Below are 16,865 nucleotides of genomic sequence, written 5' to 3'. Positions count from 1 at the left end.
TTGAACCTTTGAATTTTAAAAACAATAAAGCACCAAACTTTCGAGTGGTGCTTTTAAGTAAAGCTTAATTTATAAATTAAGCTTATTAAATTAAGCTTGTTTTTTGAATCGACGTGATGCTAAGCCAATAAGCGCTAGACCAAAAATAATCATTGTTGATGGCGCTGGCACAGCTGTTATTGCAGTTGAAAAATACACAGTATTATCTGAGTCGTTATCTGCTGACCAAATCCACTCTGCACCAGCGTCAATAGTTGTACGATTACCCCATGGATAAACACCATTAACCCCGTAATCACTTGAAGTTACATAGTTAGTCCAACCCGTTGTACTAACATTCCAATCAATTGTATTAGTTAATAACTGTGACAGACCATTACTAAACACATGATCACTAGTATCAAGACTAAAATCCCCTAGAAATCCAGCTACCCATCCGGCATCAACACCTGCAACGTGTAGGAAATAATCAGTACCTGCTGTTAAATTAGCGCTAAAAGATTCTGTAGAATACCAATTATTATCTGACATGATTAAAGTGCCTTGTGTACTGTCATCGGTGCTTAAATAAACAGAATACTCGTTATCGACTGTTAGATTAGCAGTTATCACAGTTGCATTGGCTACATTAAATAAGCTAGCAATTGAGAAAATCATGCCTGTCACTATCGTTTTCATTGATTTCAATTTCATAAAGTACTCCTTTACTTCCCTTGTTTACGTTTTATAGGGAATAGTTAAACAAAAATATACCTACAAAGGAGCAAGTAACGATCCAACTTTAAAAATAGCTTAAATATCAATCATATAATTACCCATAATTAGTTACCTACAATTAAGTTGTAAAAAAAGCTGACACTTCCATGGGATAAATCATTATAAATAATACAACTGGTGGAACTAAAATGATTAAAGCAGAATCATAAGCTATTGTTTTGGCAAGAGGATGTGGCCTAAATTGATTGCACAGCACACAGATAAAGACACTATCATCTATTCATTTCGGCGCTCAACAAATCCACTAGTTGTTTATTGTTATGAGTAGTATTGAGGCAAGCTATTTTTTCAACGGCTAAGGCAGTGCCTTGATCGATAAAGACAAAGTCAGAAGCAACGTCTAATGCATCATGAATATGATGAGTCACCATCAATACGGTAACATTTTGTAATTTAGCTAATGACTTAACTGACTTCAACATTGCAACCCGTAACACAGGATCTAAGGCTGAAAAAGGCTCATCGAGCAGCAGGATAGGTTTATCCTGTACAAAGCAACGAGCTAACGCGATACGCTGTTGCTGCCCTCTAGAAAGTTGATCGGGTAAACGATCTAACAAGTTTTGTACACCGACTTGCTCGCTGACAGCATATAGGGGGAACTTAGAATATTAAAAACAATAAAGCACCAAACTTTCGAGTGGTGCTTTTTAAGCAAATTTTAATTTATGAATTAAGTGTATTAAATTAAGCTTGTTTTTGGAATCGGCGCGATGCTAAGCCAATAAGCGCTAGACCTAAAATAATCATTGTTGATGGCGCAGGTACTGCAGTGATCGCTGTTGAAAAATAAACATGTTTTGCATTTTCATCTTCAGACCAAATCCATTCAGCTGCAGAAGTAACATCTATAGCAGGTCTTGTATTTGCATACCAAGGATAAGCAGTATTATCTCCGTATGAACTTGTATTACTGTAATTAGCCCAACCTGTTGTACTTACGCTCCAATCAATAGTATTAGTTAACAATTGAGCGGTACTATTACTAAATAAATGGTCAGGACTATCTAAGCTAAAGTTACCTAAAAAAACCTTCAAACCCACTAAAGTCAATTCCTTCAACATGTAAAAAATAATCAGTTCCAGCAGCTAAAGTCGCAGTAAAAACCTCAGATTCATACCAACTACTATCAGAAGAAACTAAAACGCCTTGGGTATTATCATTTGTACTTAGATAAACATTATATTCATTATCAACTGTTAAATTCCCAGTCAGAACACTGGCATTTACAATACTAAGTAAGCTCACTATTGATAGCCCGCTGCCTAACAATACACTTTTCATTATTTTATATTTCATGTTAGTACTCCATTACATTTATTTTATGGTACCTATAAAAACCAATTTTTTAATAGGTCTTAATATGAAGGAGCAATAACCATTCCAAAAGACAAGATCACATAAATATCAATCAGATCTAAAATATCATTTAATTAGTAGTACTTAAATTGTAAAGTAACCTGACAATAAAGCGCTTGAATAAAACTAATCTACCATTAACTTTCATACGTATATGGATTTATAGCTAAAAATAATCATACCTATAACACGGTTATATTATTGAATAGGTTTTGCATTACCTACCTGCGCACTTAAAAAGTGTGATAAATGCTTATTTGGATGAGAGACTTTAAGCTGGTCTATTGTTTCAGCAGTTAGCGCTTCTCCATGATCAACAAAGATAAAATCAGAAGCGACTGCTAGTGCATCTTCAACATGATGCGTGACCATTAATACCGTTACATTTTCTGACTTTGCTAAAGACTTTACTCGTTCTAACATTGCTACTCTTAATATGGGATCTAAGGCTGAAAAAGGCTCATCGAGCAGCAGGATAGGTTTATCCTGTACAAAGCAACGTGCTAACGCGATTCGTTGTTGCTGTCCTCCAGAAAGTTGAGCAGGTAAACGATCTAATAGGTTTTGTACACCAACTTGCTCGCTGACAGCGTGTAGACGTAACTTTTGCTGGGGATTAAGTTTTAAACCAGGATGTAAACCTAAAGCAATATTTTCATAGGCAGAAAGATGGGTAAAGAGATTGTTATCTTGAAATAATATCGAAAGTGGTCGTTGATGAGGTGCTTGTTTTAGGATTGAGAGATCCTTTATTTTGATCTCTCCTTTCACAGGCGCAATAAAACCTGCCAATAAATTTAAAAGCGTACTTTTACCGGCTCCACTTGGCCCTAGAATAGCGACGACACTACCGGCTTCAACCTCTAAATCAAAATGAAAGCTTTGCTGTTTATAATGATAATTAACGTCTGTAAACTTAATCATATTGAGTTCTTCTTTCTTTAAACAGATATTCTACCACCATAAAAACACCCACACTTAACACCAATAGCACCAACGCGACGACAGCTGCAGATTGCATTTGATAGCTGCCTAATAATTGGAAAAGATATAAAGGTAAAGTATTAAAAGTATGGCTACCAAATAATGCAATGGCACTTAAGTCCCCCACGGATAGCACAAAGCTCAAACACAAGGCTTGTAGAATAGGTCGTCGTAACGCTTTCCATTCAACCCAATAAAAACGATGCCACCAAAATACACCTAAGCTGGCACATAGTAATTCATATTTTTGAGCATTATGTAACATGGGTAATGACAAACTCTTTAATACAAAAGGCAAAGCCATTAATGCATTAACCGCAATCACTATATATAGGGCGAGGGAGGAAAAATGACCAATTTCTCTTAACAGTAAAAATAACCCAGTGCTGATCACTAAACCAGGGGTGACTAATATGATGGTGGCTAACATTTCAATTTTATCAGCATGGCCATTGAATCCAATCAATCGCCACTGCCGACTCGCTAACAAAATAAAAAAAGCACAGCTCACAGCAATAAGAGCAGCAAAAAAAGCAATGAGTAATGAATTCTTAAAAGCCAACCAAAATTTAATATCAGTTAGGACGACAAAAAACTGAGCATTTAAACCAGCAATAACCACCATTAACAACGGTGGGATTACCAATAGGGAAATAACAATAATCCAACTAAAGTCCCAACATTTAGCAATCCATGAATCATGATAAAAGGTGTTTTTAGGCCCTTGATAATTGGCTGTTAAAGATGATGATCGTGATAGTTTTTGAATAAAAATAGCTAAAACAGCACATATACAAATCTGCCATAACGCAAGTAAAGCGCCCGTCTGCAAATCAAAATCAAATTTAATTGCTTGGTAGATAGCCAGCTCTATAGTGGTTGATTTAGGCCCGCCACCCAATGCCATTACCGTTGCAAAGCTGGTAAAACAAAGCATAAAGATAAGCCCTGCAGCATGTGGTAATTGAGCAACAATCTGTGGCCATTCAACAAATCGAAATTTATTCCAATGCTTCATTCCTAAATGCGTTGCTAATTGGTGCTGTTTATCTGGAATAGCATTTAATGCCTGTAGAAATAGACGACAAGCAAAGGGTAGATTAAAAAAAACATGGGCTAATAAAATACCATTTAATCCAAAGATTGAGAAAGGTAATACGCTATTAAAATATTCAAAAACACCAGCTAACACGCCGCTATTACCATAAATTGCTAACAACCCAAAGACGGCCACCAGCACCGGTAAGACTAAGGTTGTTGCAAATAATTTTAGTAATAAAGCTTTGCCCCTAAACTCCCGCCTAAATAAAGCATGGCTAATGGGGATCGCAAATAAAACACTTAATAAAGTGGATAGTGCAGCTTGATAAAAACTAAATTTGGTGATGTGCCGATAATAAGGGTCAGACCAAATAGCCGTTACTTCTAACACAGGAGAATGAGCAAACAACGCATTTACTGCCATTAGCACAAACAAAAAGATGCCAATGGACAGTAAAAGCCCGGGGATTTGTACAGGCTTAATTAATCTGACAAATACCGTTAATGGGTTAGGAAGTGGCATTAAGCGATTAATCTGTTAATGAGATCAACCACTCTTTTGTCCATGCTTTGCGTTTTGCTGCTACTTCATCACTTGAGTATGACAATGCCTTAGCCGGTGAGACGAGTTGATTAAACTCTTCTGGCAATGCTACATCAGTAACCGGATACATCCAATTACCAGTTGCGATTTTAGATTGAAAAGCATCACTCAGGATAAAACTCATGAATTCATTCGCTAATTTTTTATGTTTGCTACTCTTAACCACAGCCGCCACTTCAGTTTGTGTGTAATGACCTTCGGTGAAGCTCGCAGCTTGGTACTGATTTTTGCCTTCAGCAATCATATGATAAGCAGGAGAGGTCGTATAAGACAGCACCATATCGGCTTCGCCTTCTAAAAACATGTTATAGGATTCAGACCAACCTTTAGTTACGGTGACCGTTTTTTTAGCAAGTTGTTTCCAAGCTTGATTGACTTCGTCACCATAAACAGACTTCATCCAAAGCATTAGGCCTAGCCCCGGTGTAGAAGTGCGGGGATCTTGATAGATGATTTTTAAGTCGTCACGTTGTTCAACTAATTCTTTTAAACTATTAGGCGGGTTAGTTAACTTTTCACTGTTATAAACAAATGCAAAATAACCATAATCAAAAGGCACAAAGGTTTTATCTTGCCAATCAATGGACATCTTAATCGCACTTAAATCAATATTATGTTCACTCAATAGGCCTGTTTTTTTAGCGCTGGCCATTAAGTTATTATCAAGTCCTAATAGAATATCAGCTTCGCTATTATTACCTTCTAAACGTAAGCGATTTAATACCGACACACCATCATCTAAGGCAATAAATTCAAGGTCACATGCACAGATTTTTTCAAATTCGGCTTCTATTTTTGGTCCTGGCCCCCAGTCTGAAGCAAACGAACTGTATGTATAAACGGTTAATTTTTCCTGCGATGTAGCGAAAACAGGCGTTGCTATTAATGTTGCTAAGGTTATTAAATTGCTGAGAGTCTTATTCACTATGTCATCCATTACTAATGATTAATATTAAAGTATTGATGGATTATAACAATTGCTCAATAACTATGATCAACTATTTACAGTATCGGCCATTATTCAATACTAATGTCTAAAATAGACTCCTATTCCCTACAATAATCGAGCAGCAATAAAAAATAATCATCGTCATCCCCTCTTCTGTTTAGTTAGAGATTGAATAGGGTTTGAATAAAGTTTGAATAAAGTTTGAATAGAGTTTGTAAACCCTGACACTACCAATAATTCTGTTTCAATCTATGTTTGAGTATTATGGTTAAATAGCTCCCATTCACAGCGAATACGGCCAATAGTACGCATTAGCAGTGCGTAATATTTGTCATTGACATCGTGACTACCGAGTACCGTTTGTAACAAGGTAATGGCTTTTTTATATTGAATATTAGCCAAAACTAGATCTCCAGAAGCATTATATGCATTCGCCTGATCTAAAAATTCATCGGTAGCTGCCGTAATAACTTCATTAGCAGCTTCAATATCGGAGCTAATATCACCACATAAGTTTAATTGTATTAATGCGTGTTGATTTGACGAAATGAAATCTATATCAGTATATTGACCAACACGACTAGGATTTTTTTGCGTTGATGACACTTGCTTTTCTAACGCCATCGACCGAATTTCGTGATGGCTTGCAGCAGTATCAGCCTGAGCTATTACGAATGATTTAACACCCGCATATTTTAAAAAAGTACCAACAACTTTGTTCGTTAAATTTTTCCAGTTAAACATAACTTGTCTTCCTTGAGCATTCACAAACTTACAAATGATATTAATTATCATCTAAAAAAGACAATAAAACAACCACATTGATATTAATTATCATTTAGGTTATTGCAATTTTAATACCCTTCCCACAAAAGCATCAAGATTATGGATAATATGTTCCATATTAATTGGATGTTTACTCTCTTTCTCTAATTATCACTAGTGCGCATAATTCACAACATATTAGAGCGAATAGGAATGCACAATGATGATACAAATAGTTAAGTTTGATATTAAAACTGAATACATTGAACAATTTAAAATATTACTTGATGATGATAAACAAGGTTCAAAAAATGAAGCTGGTTTACTTGAAATGCGTTTATATCAAGATAAAAAATCTCCTAATCTCTTTTTTGCCTATGAACGTTTTGAAAACCAAGCAGCAGTTGATCACCATTCTGCGCAGGCTTATACCAAACGACTACTTGAAGCACTAGCTGTGATGTGTAATAACGCACCAGAAGTAATGCCTTTAAACGAAACAACGCCTGCACCGCTTTATGAGAAAAATCCTAAAAGTGCCAATGCACAGGATGAACTTTTTATTATTTTCTTTATTTTCAAAATAAAATCCCAGTATAGAGAGCAATTACTCACACAATTTGAACATCACATAACGCAAACTCGCAGCCAAGAAGAAGGCAATATCCTTTTTGATTTGTACACCATTGAGGGTCAAGACGATACGCTAGCTGTCTATGAACATTGGCGTAAAGAATCTGATGTGTGGGATATCCACTTCAATCAGCCTTACGCAGTAGAAACCGGCAAGTTAATGCACCAAGCCGTTGTTGGTGACCTTGAGCAATACATGAATTTTGTTACTGAGCTTTAATTTTATATCGCTTTAACCGCCCCCCCAATCTTGGCAGATAAAATAGGTAAATTTTATCTGCTTTTTTTATTTACCCTTAACTTTATCTCATCTTTATGGAAGCCTTATGAAAACAACTTTTATCAATACACACTTTGCCCAAAAAAGTCTCTTAGCCGTTTTAGCATTCAGCTTATTCAGCGCTAGTGCTTTTTCTGCCCCATCTGTTGAAAACACAGTTGAACAATATGGCTTTCCGCTTGCTTTGGTTAATCAAATTTATACGGGCGATATTACGCCTGCCGATATGCTTAAAAAAGGCGAATTGGGTTTAGGCACAGCCGATAACCTTGATGGTGAACTAGTGGCCCTAGATGGTGTGGTTTATAAAATAGAACTTGATGGATCATTAGTCAAAGCACCTGCAGAGTTAACAGCACCTTATATGAGCATGTTTAAATTTAACCCTAACCAACACATCACATTAAAAGATGTAAGTTCCTTAGCAGAGCTCGGTGATAAATTAAGTGCACAAATGACATCTAAAAACAGTTTCTATGCTTACAAAATAACAGGTACTTTCAAGCACTTAAAAATGGCATCAGCAGAAAAAGTTGAAAATGATAAAGTGCCATTAATGGAGTATTTAAAAACACGCGTAATGTACAAAAAAGAAAATATTAAGGGGACATTAGTAGGGCTATATACACCTGAATACCTAGGAAATATTAGCATTCCAGGCATGCATTTTCATTTTGTATCAAGTGATAAAAAACTAGGTGGTCATCTTGAAGGTATTAGCTTCGATCAAGTCAGCGTTGAAATCGAAGAAATAAACAAGATCAACTTAACATTGCCGCAAGTGACTAAATTTAGAGAGCATAAACTACAACAAGTAGCGGTTCCAGCAGCCAATAAGCATAAATAAATGATTTAACAATATTTAGGTTAAACGACTAACTCCTACATTTGTACAAATAACCTGAATGCCAACTTTCTATCAATGATTGTTGGCATTTTAGGTTTAAAGCCCTAAATTACTGAATAATAGTGAGTAGTTCGCGATGGTTCATTAAGCCTAAACTCATTTATCGATAACAATACTGTTATCTAATTTATTAATATTCATTGATAACGTAATAAAATCAGCCCAATGCAATGTCTCGCTTTTATTTATATCTGCATATTCAGTGAACACATTAAAAGCAATCGCCTTTCCTAACCTATCAACAACGATACTTCTAAATTTATTAAGAGAACCAATTAATAGAGGGTCAAGCAATGGCATAAACTTTAAAAACAGCGCTTGTGATAATCCATAGCGGTTTTTAGGTGTGATGATCATCGAAGGTTGAAACAAACTTAATCGTTCAAAATTAAGCGCTTTTAACGCATCTTCAAGTTCGCCTTTACTGCGTAAATAAAATGAACGAGAGGCTGCACTAGCCCCCACTGAACTTAATAATTGAAAGTGAGTAATACCTGCAGCTTTGCATGCGATGGCAAAATCTAACACCGCTATTTTGTCAATTTCAACAAACGCTTGTTTGCTCATTTTTGAAGGTTGTCCAACACCAAGAGTACAGATTGCAATCTCATGCCCCTGCAATAATGAGCAGTAAGAATCCGGTTTACAAACATCAACTTGATGTTGCTGTATGACTTCACCAACAATATTATTTGCTTGATTTCGCCCCAATAAGGTTAATTGACCTAACTGCGGAATTTTAGAGAGTTGCAGCGCAGCTTGATTACCTACTGCGCCGGTTGCTCCTAGCATAATGACTTTCTTTAAATTCATATTATGTTCTACCTTAATTGAAAATGAGTCAGCTTAACTTTGTGCTATTTTAAGGCCGATAATGCCAACACAAATAAAAGCAAGGCTGAAAAATTTCAATAAAGAAGCTGATTCACCGAATAATACAATACCTAAAATAGCCGTACCTATAGCACCAATACCAACCCACACTCCATAAGCGGTGCCGACGGGTAAAGTTCTCACTGCCAGACCCAATAAAGTGAAGCTTATGATCAACGAGGAGACCGTCCAAAGGGTTGGCCACAACTTTGTAAAGCCTTCTGTGTACTTCAACCCGACTGCCCAGCTAATTTCAAACAAACCAGCTAACACTAATAAAAACCAACTCATACTTATCTCTCATTATTGGGGTCGTCCCCAGTTTATGTTGAGAGATGAGGTCGTCCTCACTTCTTTAATTTTTTAGATTCGATTACTGACCGCTAGTGAGCGCAACTTTAACACCAAATCCCACTAAGACACTACCAACCACTTTTTCAATCTTTTGTTTATGAGTATTAAACTTTTTCACCAACGCAGGATGACTAAAAAATAACGACACCACTGTAAACCATAAAACATGTGCTAAACAGATGATTAATCCATATAACAGTTGCACCCAAACGGGTGTTGTTGGATTAACCACTTGCGTGAACAAACTCAAGAAGAATAGTGTTGTTTTAGGGTTTAATGCATTAGTAATAAAACCCAGTTTGACAGCCCCTAGACGAGATAACTTAGGCTCAACCGTTTGCCCTTCTGCACTCAATTTACCTTTGGAAGTGAAGGTCTTATAACCAATATAAATAAGATAAGCCGCACCTAAATATTTGATCAATGAGAATAAAATGATTGATTTTGAAATAATAATCGCCAGCCCCGCAATCGAATAAGCAACATGGATCCAAATTGCTAAACCTATACCCAATGCAGAGTACAAGCCACTCTGCCTACCATGAAACATACTGTTACGCGTGATCACCACAAAGTCAGCACCGGGGCTAATCGCCATAAAAATAGCAATCACACTGACAGAAAGCAGTTCGGGTAGGTAGTTTGCGATGTCCATTTATGAGTCCCTGTTGTTGAAAAATTATTTATGCAGACATCAATATCATTTATTTTATGCCGCGTATATTTTTTAAAGTTTGTATTAAAGTGATAAAAGCCATTTATATCCACATCAAAAAATATTCGAGTAGCTTATTTACATTCAGAATATGGATATTTTTGCCAATGATATTCCATTTGCCTTGCCGTTTTCTCTGCCAATGATAAGTTTGTTAATTCGCAGACTAAATGCAGACTCATATCTATTCCAGCCGAAATACCTCCCGATGTAATATATTTGCCTTGAGAAACCCAGCGTTGATTATCTATTACCTTTAACTTCGGATAATCCGCCTTAAGATCATCAATATCTTGCCAGTGCGTGGTTACTGTCAAACCATCTAACAATCCCGCTTCAGCCAAAATAAATGCACCAGTACACACTGATAGCACCCTTTCAGATTTATCGGCAACATTCGCCACCCAAGCGATCACATTTGTTTTTTTAACTTCCTCTGTATGCACGCCACCAACAACTATCAGAACATCAATATCGGGATGCGCATCAAAGCAAAAGTGTGGTTGTATAGGGAACCCGCCTCGCGCCTGCACAAGCGCCAGTTTTTCGGCAATCAAGAAGATATTCCAATCATGCCCAGCCAAACGTTTAGCAGTACTTAACGCCTCAAATGGACCAGAGAAGTCAAGTACCTCTGCATTATCGTATATGTATATTCCAATATTCATCGGTTATGCACTCCTTGCATGTGAAAATTTTTTATTTTTGAAAGGAACATTAATGCCTTATCCCCTTTTTCTCAACTAATATGGTACAAAAAAGACCAGCCACCACAAAAGCTGAATAACGATAAATAATAGAGATAATCAATGGGCGAGGGCAGGCGAGCTACTACTCTGAGTTATCTAAAGGCCGCTCATCGTAGATTAAAAATATGAACTACATTATGATTAATAGGACACAACATTTAAAAGGAGCATACAAGATGGCATTTCTGCAAGAAGAAGAGATCAACTGCCCCTATTGTGGTGAAACCATCACCATACTACTTGACCCCTCTGATACCGATCAAGAATATATTGAAGATTGCCAAGTGTGCTGCCAACCTATTAACTTCTTTGTTAGTGATGATGAAAACGGCGAATTAAGTGTTAACGTGAGTAGTGATAATAGCTATTAGATGGCAGCCATTAAGACATGTTTACCGAACCACTACATAGGTTTATCCACAAAAAAAACGCAATAAATATTATTTATTGCGGTTTTTTAATATGCTAATTTTTTATGGTCACTTTTTATGATAACTTTTTATGATAACTTTTTATGATAAGAAAGGTTACCTTAAACAACGGTAACTCAATTGTTAATCATTAAGCATTCAAATGTGCTAACAATTTTTCAGCCACCAGCTCTGAACTTGCAGGGTTTTGACCTGAAATAATCAAACCATCTTGTACTGCAAAAGCATTCCAATCATCTACTTTTTGGTAATCTGCACCGCGTTTAATCAGTTCATCTTCCACTAAAAATGGCACAATATCAGTTAATTGAACTGCAGCTTCTTCGCTATTCGTAAAGCCAGAAACCGCTTTACCTTTAACAGCAAATTCACCGGCACTATCTTTAACATCTAATAATACTGCACTTGCATGACATACCGCCCCTACCGGTTTATTAGCCGCTAAAAAATCTTCAATCAATTTGATTGATTTAGTATCTGTCGCTAAATCCCATAATGGCCCATGGCCACCAGGGTAAAATATTGCATCGTAATCAGCTTCATTCACTGATGATAACGCCACTGTATTGGCTAGTTGTTGTTTTGTTTCAGCATCTTCATCAAAACGTTTAGTGGCGCCAGTAACAAAATCCTCCATCTCGCTTGATGGATCAATGGGTGGTTGTCCACCTAATGGCGATGCTAATGTAATATCAAGACCTGCATCTTTAAAAACGTAATAAGGGGCTGCAAACTCTTCAACCCAAAAGCCTGTTTTATTGCCTGTATCGCCTAGTTTGTCATGTGATGTTAGAACCATTAATATTTTCTTACTCATGATAATGCCCTTAATGTTGATTGTGTTTAATAGCTAGTTATTAGCTGATTTCAAAAGTATAAACCTTACACAAAATTGAACAATGCATACTTTATCAACAACATTGTTACAATAATTGATACAATTAGAAAATTATATGAGCATCCATTAGAGATATCTGACTTGCGAATAGGTTATGTTGAGTCATAGCCGAAATAATAAAACGTTTTACTATCAGTCTATTAGATTGAAATATGTGTAGTAATCAATGCATTACTCTAAGCACCCCATAAATGAAGAAAAGAGGTCACAGTGGAACTGTCATTTGAACAATTAAAAAGTATGGTGGTGTTTGCCCAAGTTATTGAGCAAGGTAGTTTAAGTGCAGCTGCAAAACACGTTGGATTGTCACGCGCCGTTGTTAGCTACCATATTAAAAAACTAGAAAGCCAATTAGGTATTAAACTGCTCAATCGCTCGACTCGAAGCATTGCATTGACTGAAGCTGGCAGCGAATATTATCAACGTTGTAAAGTGATTGTCGAACAAGCCTTAGCTGCAAATCAGCAAATAGAAAACTTAAAAAACAACCCAACGGGGTTAATTAAAATAACCTGCCCAATGAATGTTGGGTTACACGCCATCGTGCCTGCGTTGAATGCTTTTGCGAAGCTTTATCCTAATATTCAATTAGATGTAAACCTCAGTGATGAAGTGGTAAATATTATAAAAGAAGGTTTTGATATTGCTATTCGTGGTGCGGAATTAGCAGACTCTGGTTTACAGGCAACTAAGCTATCAACTTTGAATACCTGCTTGTGCGCTGCGCCTGAATATTTACAAAAACATGGACGCCCTACAACTCCTGCTCAATTAACGGCACATCAATGGATCCTTTATAAACTTGCACCTACTACGTTAGAACTTAAAAAAGGAAGTCGTTCCTATAGCGTTAAATTAAAAGGAAATATCAGCACTAATAATGCCGCAGCACGCACTGCTTTTGTTGAGGGAGGTCATGGTTTAGGACGTATTCCAAGTTATGATGCACTGCCTAAAATAAAGTCTGGACGCTTAGTGCAGTTACTCTCTGACTATCAATTTAATGATATTGAGGTGTATGCCGTCTTCCCTCCAAGTGCTGCAGAATCTAAAAAATTGCGGTTATTAATCGATTACCTAAAAAATTACTTTAAAAAAGGTCAACAGGGCCTGAGTTAAGCATTAATTCGAGTATAATTTAAACGTTTTTGTTTTAGGTAGGTTGATCTTTTGATATTATTTTGTAAACAAAAGTTAAGTTAAAAGAACAACAGATCCCAGCTAGTTAACAAAAATTTAACATCTTTTAAGCCGATCTTCGTTGAATTCCTATACAATTAATTATCGGTATGTATTAAGACATACTTTTATTCACTAAGAAGATTTTATTATGCCACTCAAACGTCCTTTATATATCCCCTTTGCAGGGCCTGCACTGCTAGAAACGCCACTATTAAATAAAGGCAGCGCTTTTTCATCAGATGAACGCGATAATTTTAATTTAACGGGTTTGTTACCACACACTATTGAAACCATTGAAGAGCAGTCATTACGTGCATATCAGCAACTGTCTTCATTTAAAAGCGATCTTGATAAACATATCTACCTACGTAACATCCAAGATACTAATGAAACCTTATTTCATCACCTCATTGAGCAACATATCGAAGAAGTAATGCCGTTGATTTATACACCTACGGTTGGTCAAGCTTGTGAGAAATTTTCTAAAATATACCGCCGTAAACGTGGTCTATTCATCTCTTACCCAGAACGTCATAAAATTGATGATATGTTACAGAATGCTACTAAACAAAACGTAAAAGTGATTGTAGTGACCGATGGTGAACGCATTTTAGGTTTAGGCGACCAAGGTATCGGTGGTATGGGGATCCCAATTGGTAAACTGGCCTTATACACAGCCTGTGGCGGTATTAGCCCAGCGCATTGCTTACCTATTTTATTAGATGTAGGTACTAATAATAGCCAACTAATTAATGACCCAATGTACATGGGCTGGCGCAACCCTCGCATCACAGGCGAAGAGTATAATGAATTTGTAGATTTATTTATTCAAGCGGTGAAACGTCGTTGGCCAGAGGTGTTATTACAATTTGAAGATTTTGCACAAACCAATGCGACACCATTATTAAACAAATATCGCGATCAACTATGTTGTTTCAATGATGATATTCAAGGTACTGCTGCCGTATCTGTAGGTACGCTGATAGCGGCTTGTTTAAATAAAGGGCAAAAGCTTAGCCAACAAAATATTGCCTTTTTAGGCGCTGGCTCTGCTGGTTGTGGTATAGCTGAGCATATTATTAGACAAATGCAACGTGAAGGTTTGACTGAAGAACAAGCTCGCAAGCGTGTATTTATGGTTGACCGTTATGGTTTATTAACGGATAACATGACTGACTTACAAAGTTTCCAAACGTCTTTAGTACAAAAGGCAACTGATATCGAAAACTGGGATCACAGCCAACCATTAGGGTTAGAGCAAGTGGTTAAACAAGCTAAGATAACCGTGTTATTTGGTGTTAGTGGTCAAACAGGTTTATTTACGCAAAGCATTATTGAAAGCTTATGTGCAAATACTGAAAATCCGATTGTATTACCGCTGTCAAACCCAACTTCTCGCGTTGAAGGAACACCGCAAGATATTACTAATTGGAGTAATGGCAAAGCGATTATTGCAACGGGCAGTCCATTCCCTAACACTCTATTTAAAGATCAATCTTTTGAAGTATCGCAATGTAATAACAGCTATATTTTCCCAGGTATTGGTTTAGGTGTATTAGCCTCACGCGCAAGAGGGATCAGTGACAATATGTTAATGGCGGCTAGCCAAGCCTTAGCTGATGCATCAATGGATTATGATAAAGCACCGGGTGCACTATTACCGCCATTGGCAGTGATTAGAGAGATCAGTGAGAAAATAGCTTACGCCGTTGCAAAACAAGCCATAGCAGATGATTTAGCATTGCCTGTAACAGAAGAGAACATGCAACGTCGCTTGCAAGACAACTTCTGGTTACCTAAATACCGTAGCTACCGTCGTACTTCTTTCTAGGAACAGTAATTCGTTTCAGGAAAGAACAGTTAAACGACAACCTCGCTAACTGTTAACTAGCTAACTGTAAATAAAAAAAGAACAACAAAAAAGCCGCACTTGAAATTTCTAAAGTCAATGAGCGGCTTTTTTGTATGCCCGTTACCATTCAAGATGCGAAGTTCAGTATATCGATGGGTAACAAGTATACTTATTAATTAATTCCCATCGCATAACGCATAACTCTATTTTTAATCTGCCCCGATTGTTGCGCTACACCTAAAAAGCTTTTTCTTATGATACGAATCAATGTGTCATCTGATTTACTGACTTTATAAAACACATCCATGCCTGTTTGCATTAATAGATTGGCAGGTCGTCGCTGACATTGGTAGCGTTTTAGTAATTCAGGTATCGGCAAATCACTGCATTGAGTGAGTAATTCAACAAGGCATTGCACATCCTTAAATCCTAAGTTAACTCCTTGTCCAGCCAATGGATTAATACTATGTGCAGCATCACCAACTAAAACGACACTGCCTTGATAATAATGTTTAGCATGGCGTCGAACCAGTGGAAACCCACCTTTGTTATGCACTTCAAAATCAAAATCAAGTTTAGGAAATTCAGCTAGAATGGTTTGCTTGAGTTGCTGGTTAGTTAAGCTTTGCAGTTGCTTTATTTTCTGTGGGCTGTGGTACCACACTAAACTCGCATTATTACCCGCTAGTGGTAAAAAAGCACAGGGCCCTGTTTCTCTGAATTCTTGCCACGTAACACTTTGCTGTGGGCAGTCCGTGGTGATATTAATTAATAAACAATGTTGACGATAATCCCAACTTGTAACTGGCATTTGTAAGTGTTTACGTACTGCTGAGTTACCACCATCACAGGCAAGTAATAACTCAGCTTTGATGATCTGCTGATCCGCAAGAGTCACTGTCACACGTTGAATATTTTTTCCATTATCTTGCTCAAGACCTTGAGTAATATCGACTACTTGAGTATTTTCATAGAAGTGAACGTTTGCTAACTGTTTAAGGCGTTGCCACAATACAGCTTGGATCCAACGATTCTCTGCGATATAACCTAATTGTTCTGCGCCGATATCATCACTTGAAAAAACTAACTTTTGACTGCCCTTTTCCCACGTCTGTAAACCTTGATAAGCACATAAGCGCTCTAATGGAATATCGTCCCAGACTCCCGCTTGTTCAAGTAAGTGTTTACTTTGCGTGCTAAAGGCTGAAACACGGAGGTCAAAGGCGGCATCTTGCGCCGGCACTTGTACCGAAGACTTTTCAATCAGGTGTAATGTATCACCATGCTGAGCGAGTAATAATGCAGATAACGCACCGACCATTCCACCGCCAACAATAATTATTTCTCTATTTGCCATTACACCCTCAATTTTCGAATTGACCTTGAATTTTTGCATTGGTATTGAATATCCATTGTACGTAAAAGAAAGCGACTTGGGAAAATTAACCTGATTTTTTAATTGCTTAAAATCAAGATACAAGCGGTTACCAAGATAAAAATAAAAGTGAATG

General features: G+C 37.0%; 19 protein-coding genes. 5 read left to right on the top strand and 14 right to left on the bottom strand.

Annotation, left to right across the window (positions count from 1 at the left end):
• Window positions 1-90: 90 nt before the first annotated feature.
• The 8 genes from MT391_RS02440 to MT391_RS02405 all read right to left on the bottom strand — a co-directional run bounded on the left by MT391_RS02440 (window position 91) and on the right by MT391_RS02405 (window position 6,459).
• Window positions 91-693, bottom strand: a complete 603-nt coding sequence (locus tag MT391_RS02440; RefSeq protein WP_499440019.1) for a PEP-CTERM sorting domain-containing protein — start codon at window positions 691-693, stop codon at window positions 91-93.
• 296 nt (window positions 694-989) lie between these two features.
• Window positions 990-1,337, bottom strand: a complete 348-nt coding sequence (locus MT391_RS02435; RefSeq protein ID WP_499496803.1) for an ATP-binding cassette domain-containing protein — start codon at window positions 1,335-1,337, stop codon at window positions 990-992.
• 127 nt (window positions 1,338-1,464) lie between these two features.
• A complete protein-coding gene (locus MT391_RS02430) occupies window positions 1,465-1,821 on the bottom strand; it encodes a PEP-CTERM sorting domain-containing protein (RefSeq protein ID WP_499496802.1) in 357 nt (118 codons plus the stop codon).
• Window positions 1,796-2,077 (bottom strand): hypothetical protein, encoded by a 282-nt coding sequence (locus MT391_RS02425; RefSeq protein WP_499496801.1) that lies wholly within the window; start codon window positions 2,075-2,077, stop codon window positions 1,796-1,798. The genes MT391_RS02430 and MT391_RS02425 overlap by 26 nt, the downstream gene beginning before the upstream one ends.
• A 258-nt stretch (window positions 2,078-2,335) precedes the next feature.
• Window positions 2,336-3,061: a thiamine ABC transporter ATP-binding protein gene (gene thiQ / locus MT391_RS02420; RefSeq protein WP_499496800.1), complete on the bottom strand. Its 726-nt coding sequence runs from the start codon at window positions 3,059-3,061 to the stop codon at window positions 2,336-2,338.
• The gene (gene thiP / locus MT391_RS02415) at window positions 3,054-4,685 is read right to left on the bottom strand and encodes a thiamine/thiamine pyrophosphate ABC transporter permease ThiP (RefSeq protein ID WP_499496799.1); all 1,632 of its coding nucleotides are present in this window, start codon (window positions 4,683-4,685) and stop codon (window positions 3,054-3,056) included. The genes thiQ and thiP overlap by 8 nt, the downstream gene beginning before the upstream one ends.
• A gap of 7 nt (window positions 4,686-4,692) precedes the next feature.
• On the bottom strand, window positions 4,693-5,703 hold the full coding sequence (gene thiB, locus MT391_RS02410) for a thiamine ABC transporter substrate binding subunit (RefSeq protein ID WP_499496798.1): 1,011 nt from the start codon (window positions 5,701-5,703) through the stop codon (window positions 4,693-4,695).
• A 261-nt stretch (window positions 5,704-5,964) separates the two neighbouring features.
• Window positions 5,965-6,459: a hypothetical protein gene (locus MT391_RS02405; protein ID WP_499496797.1), complete on the bottom strand. Its 495-nt coding sequence runs from the start codon at window positions 6,457-6,459 to the stop codon at window positions 5,965-5,967.
• A gap of 241 nt (window positions 6,460-6,700) precedes the next feature.
• Between MT391_RS02405 and MT391_RS02400 the strand changes: the two genes are divergently transcribed.
• Both MT391_RS02400 and budA read left to right on the top strand, forming a co-directional pair.
• Window positions 6,701-7,333: a putative quinol monooxygenase gene (locus tag MT391_RS02400; protein WP_499496796.1), complete on the top strand. Its 633-nt coding sequence runs from the start codon at window positions 6,701-6,703 to the stop codon at window positions 7,331-7,333.
• A gap of 106 nt (window positions 7,334-7,439) precedes the next feature.
• Window positions 7,440-8,240 (top strand): acetolactate decarboxylase, encoded by an 801-nt coding sequence (budA, locus tag MT391_RS02395; protein ID WP_499496795.1) that lies wholly within the window; start codon window positions 7,440-7,442, stop codon window positions 8,238-8,240.
• A 156-nt stretch (window positions 8,241-8,396) separates the two neighbouring features.
• Here the strand turns inward: budA and MT391_RS02390 are convergent, their stop codons facing one another.
• The 4 genes from MT391_RS02390 to MT391_RS02375 form a co-directional block, all read right to left on the bottom strand.
• On the bottom strand, window positions 8,397-9,113 hold the full coding sequence (locus MT391_RS02390) for an NAD(P)H-binding protein (protein WP_240923595.1): 717 nt from the start codon (window positions 9,111-9,113) through the stop codon (window positions 8,397-8,399).
• A gap of 33 nt (window positions 9,114-9,146) precedes the next feature.
• Window positions 9,147-9,464, bottom strand: coding sequence for a quaternary ammonium compound efflux SMR transporter SugE (sugE, locus tag MT391_RS02385; protein WP_166370929.1), 318 nt, complete (start codon window positions 9,462-9,464; stop codon window positions 9,147-9,149).
• 82 nt (window positions 9,465-9,546) lie between these two features.
• Window positions 9,547-10,182, bottom strand: coding sequence for a LysE family transporter (locus MT391_RS02380; protein WP_166370931.1), 636 nt, complete (start codon window positions 10,180-10,182; stop codon window positions 9,547-9,549).
• 134 nt (window positions 10,183-10,316) lie between these two features.
• The gene (locus MT391_RS02375) at window positions 10,317-10,910 is read right to left on the bottom strand and encodes a DJ-1/PfpI family protein (RefSeq protein ID WP_499496794.1); all 594 of its coding nucleotides are present in this window, start codon (window positions 10,908-10,910) and stop codon (window positions 10,317-10,319) included.
• A gap of 257 nt (window positions 10,911-11,167) precedes the next feature.
• Here MT391_RS02375 and MT391_RS02370 point away from each other — a divergent pair, with 257 nt between their 5' ends.
• The gene (locus MT391_RS02370; RefSeq protein WP_166370937.1) at window positions 11,168-11,362 is read left to right on the top strand and encodes a CPXCG motif-containing cysteine-rich protein; all 195 of its coding nucleotides are present in this window, start codon (window positions 11,168-11,170) and stop codon (window positions 11,360-11,362) included.
• Between the two features lie 190 nt (window positions 11,363-11,552).
• Here the strand turns inward: MT391_RS02370 and MT391_RS02365 are convergent, their stop codons facing one another.
• Entirely contained in the window at window positions 11,553-12,239 is a 687-nt protein-coding gene (locus MT391_RS02365; RefSeq protein ID WP_166370939.1) for a type 1 glutamine amidotransferase domain-containing protein, read from the bottom strand.
• A 291-nt stretch (window positions 12,240-12,530) separates the two neighbouring features.
• On the opposite strand from MT391_RS02365, the gene MT391_RS02360 reads away from it, so the two are divergent.
• Window positions 12,531-13,439, top strand: a complete 909-nt coding sequence (locus tag MT391_RS02360) for a LysR family transcriptional regulator (protein ID WP_499496793.1) — start codon at window positions 12,531-12,533, stop codon at window positions 13,437-13,439.
• A gap of 211 nt (window positions 13,440-13,650) precedes the next feature.
• On the top strand, window positions 13,651-15,333 hold the full coding sequence (locus MT391_RS02355) for an NAD-dependent malic enzyme (protein WP_166370943.1): 1,683 nt from the start codon (window positions 13,651-13,653) through the stop codon (window positions 15,331-15,333).
• 193 nt (window positions 15,334-15,526) lie between these two features.
• Here the strand turns inward: MT391_RS02355 and MT391_RS02350 are convergent, their stop codons facing one another.
• Window positions 15,527-16,711 (bottom strand): FAD-dependent monooxygenase, encoded by a 1,185-nt coding sequence (locus MT391_RS02350; protein WP_499496792.1) that lies wholly within the window; start codon window positions 16,709-16,711, stop codon window positions 15,527-15,529.
• Window positions 16,712-16,865: the final 154 nt, after the last annotated feature.

Source organism: Vibrio sp. 1-Bac 57 (genome assembly GCF_037546855.1).
Classification (GTDB): Bacteria; Pseudomonadota; Gammaproteobacteria; order Enterobacterales; family Psychromonadaceae; genus Psychromonas.
Note: the sequence above shows the minus strand (reverse complement) of the source record. Positions and strands in the feature narration are given on the sequence as shown.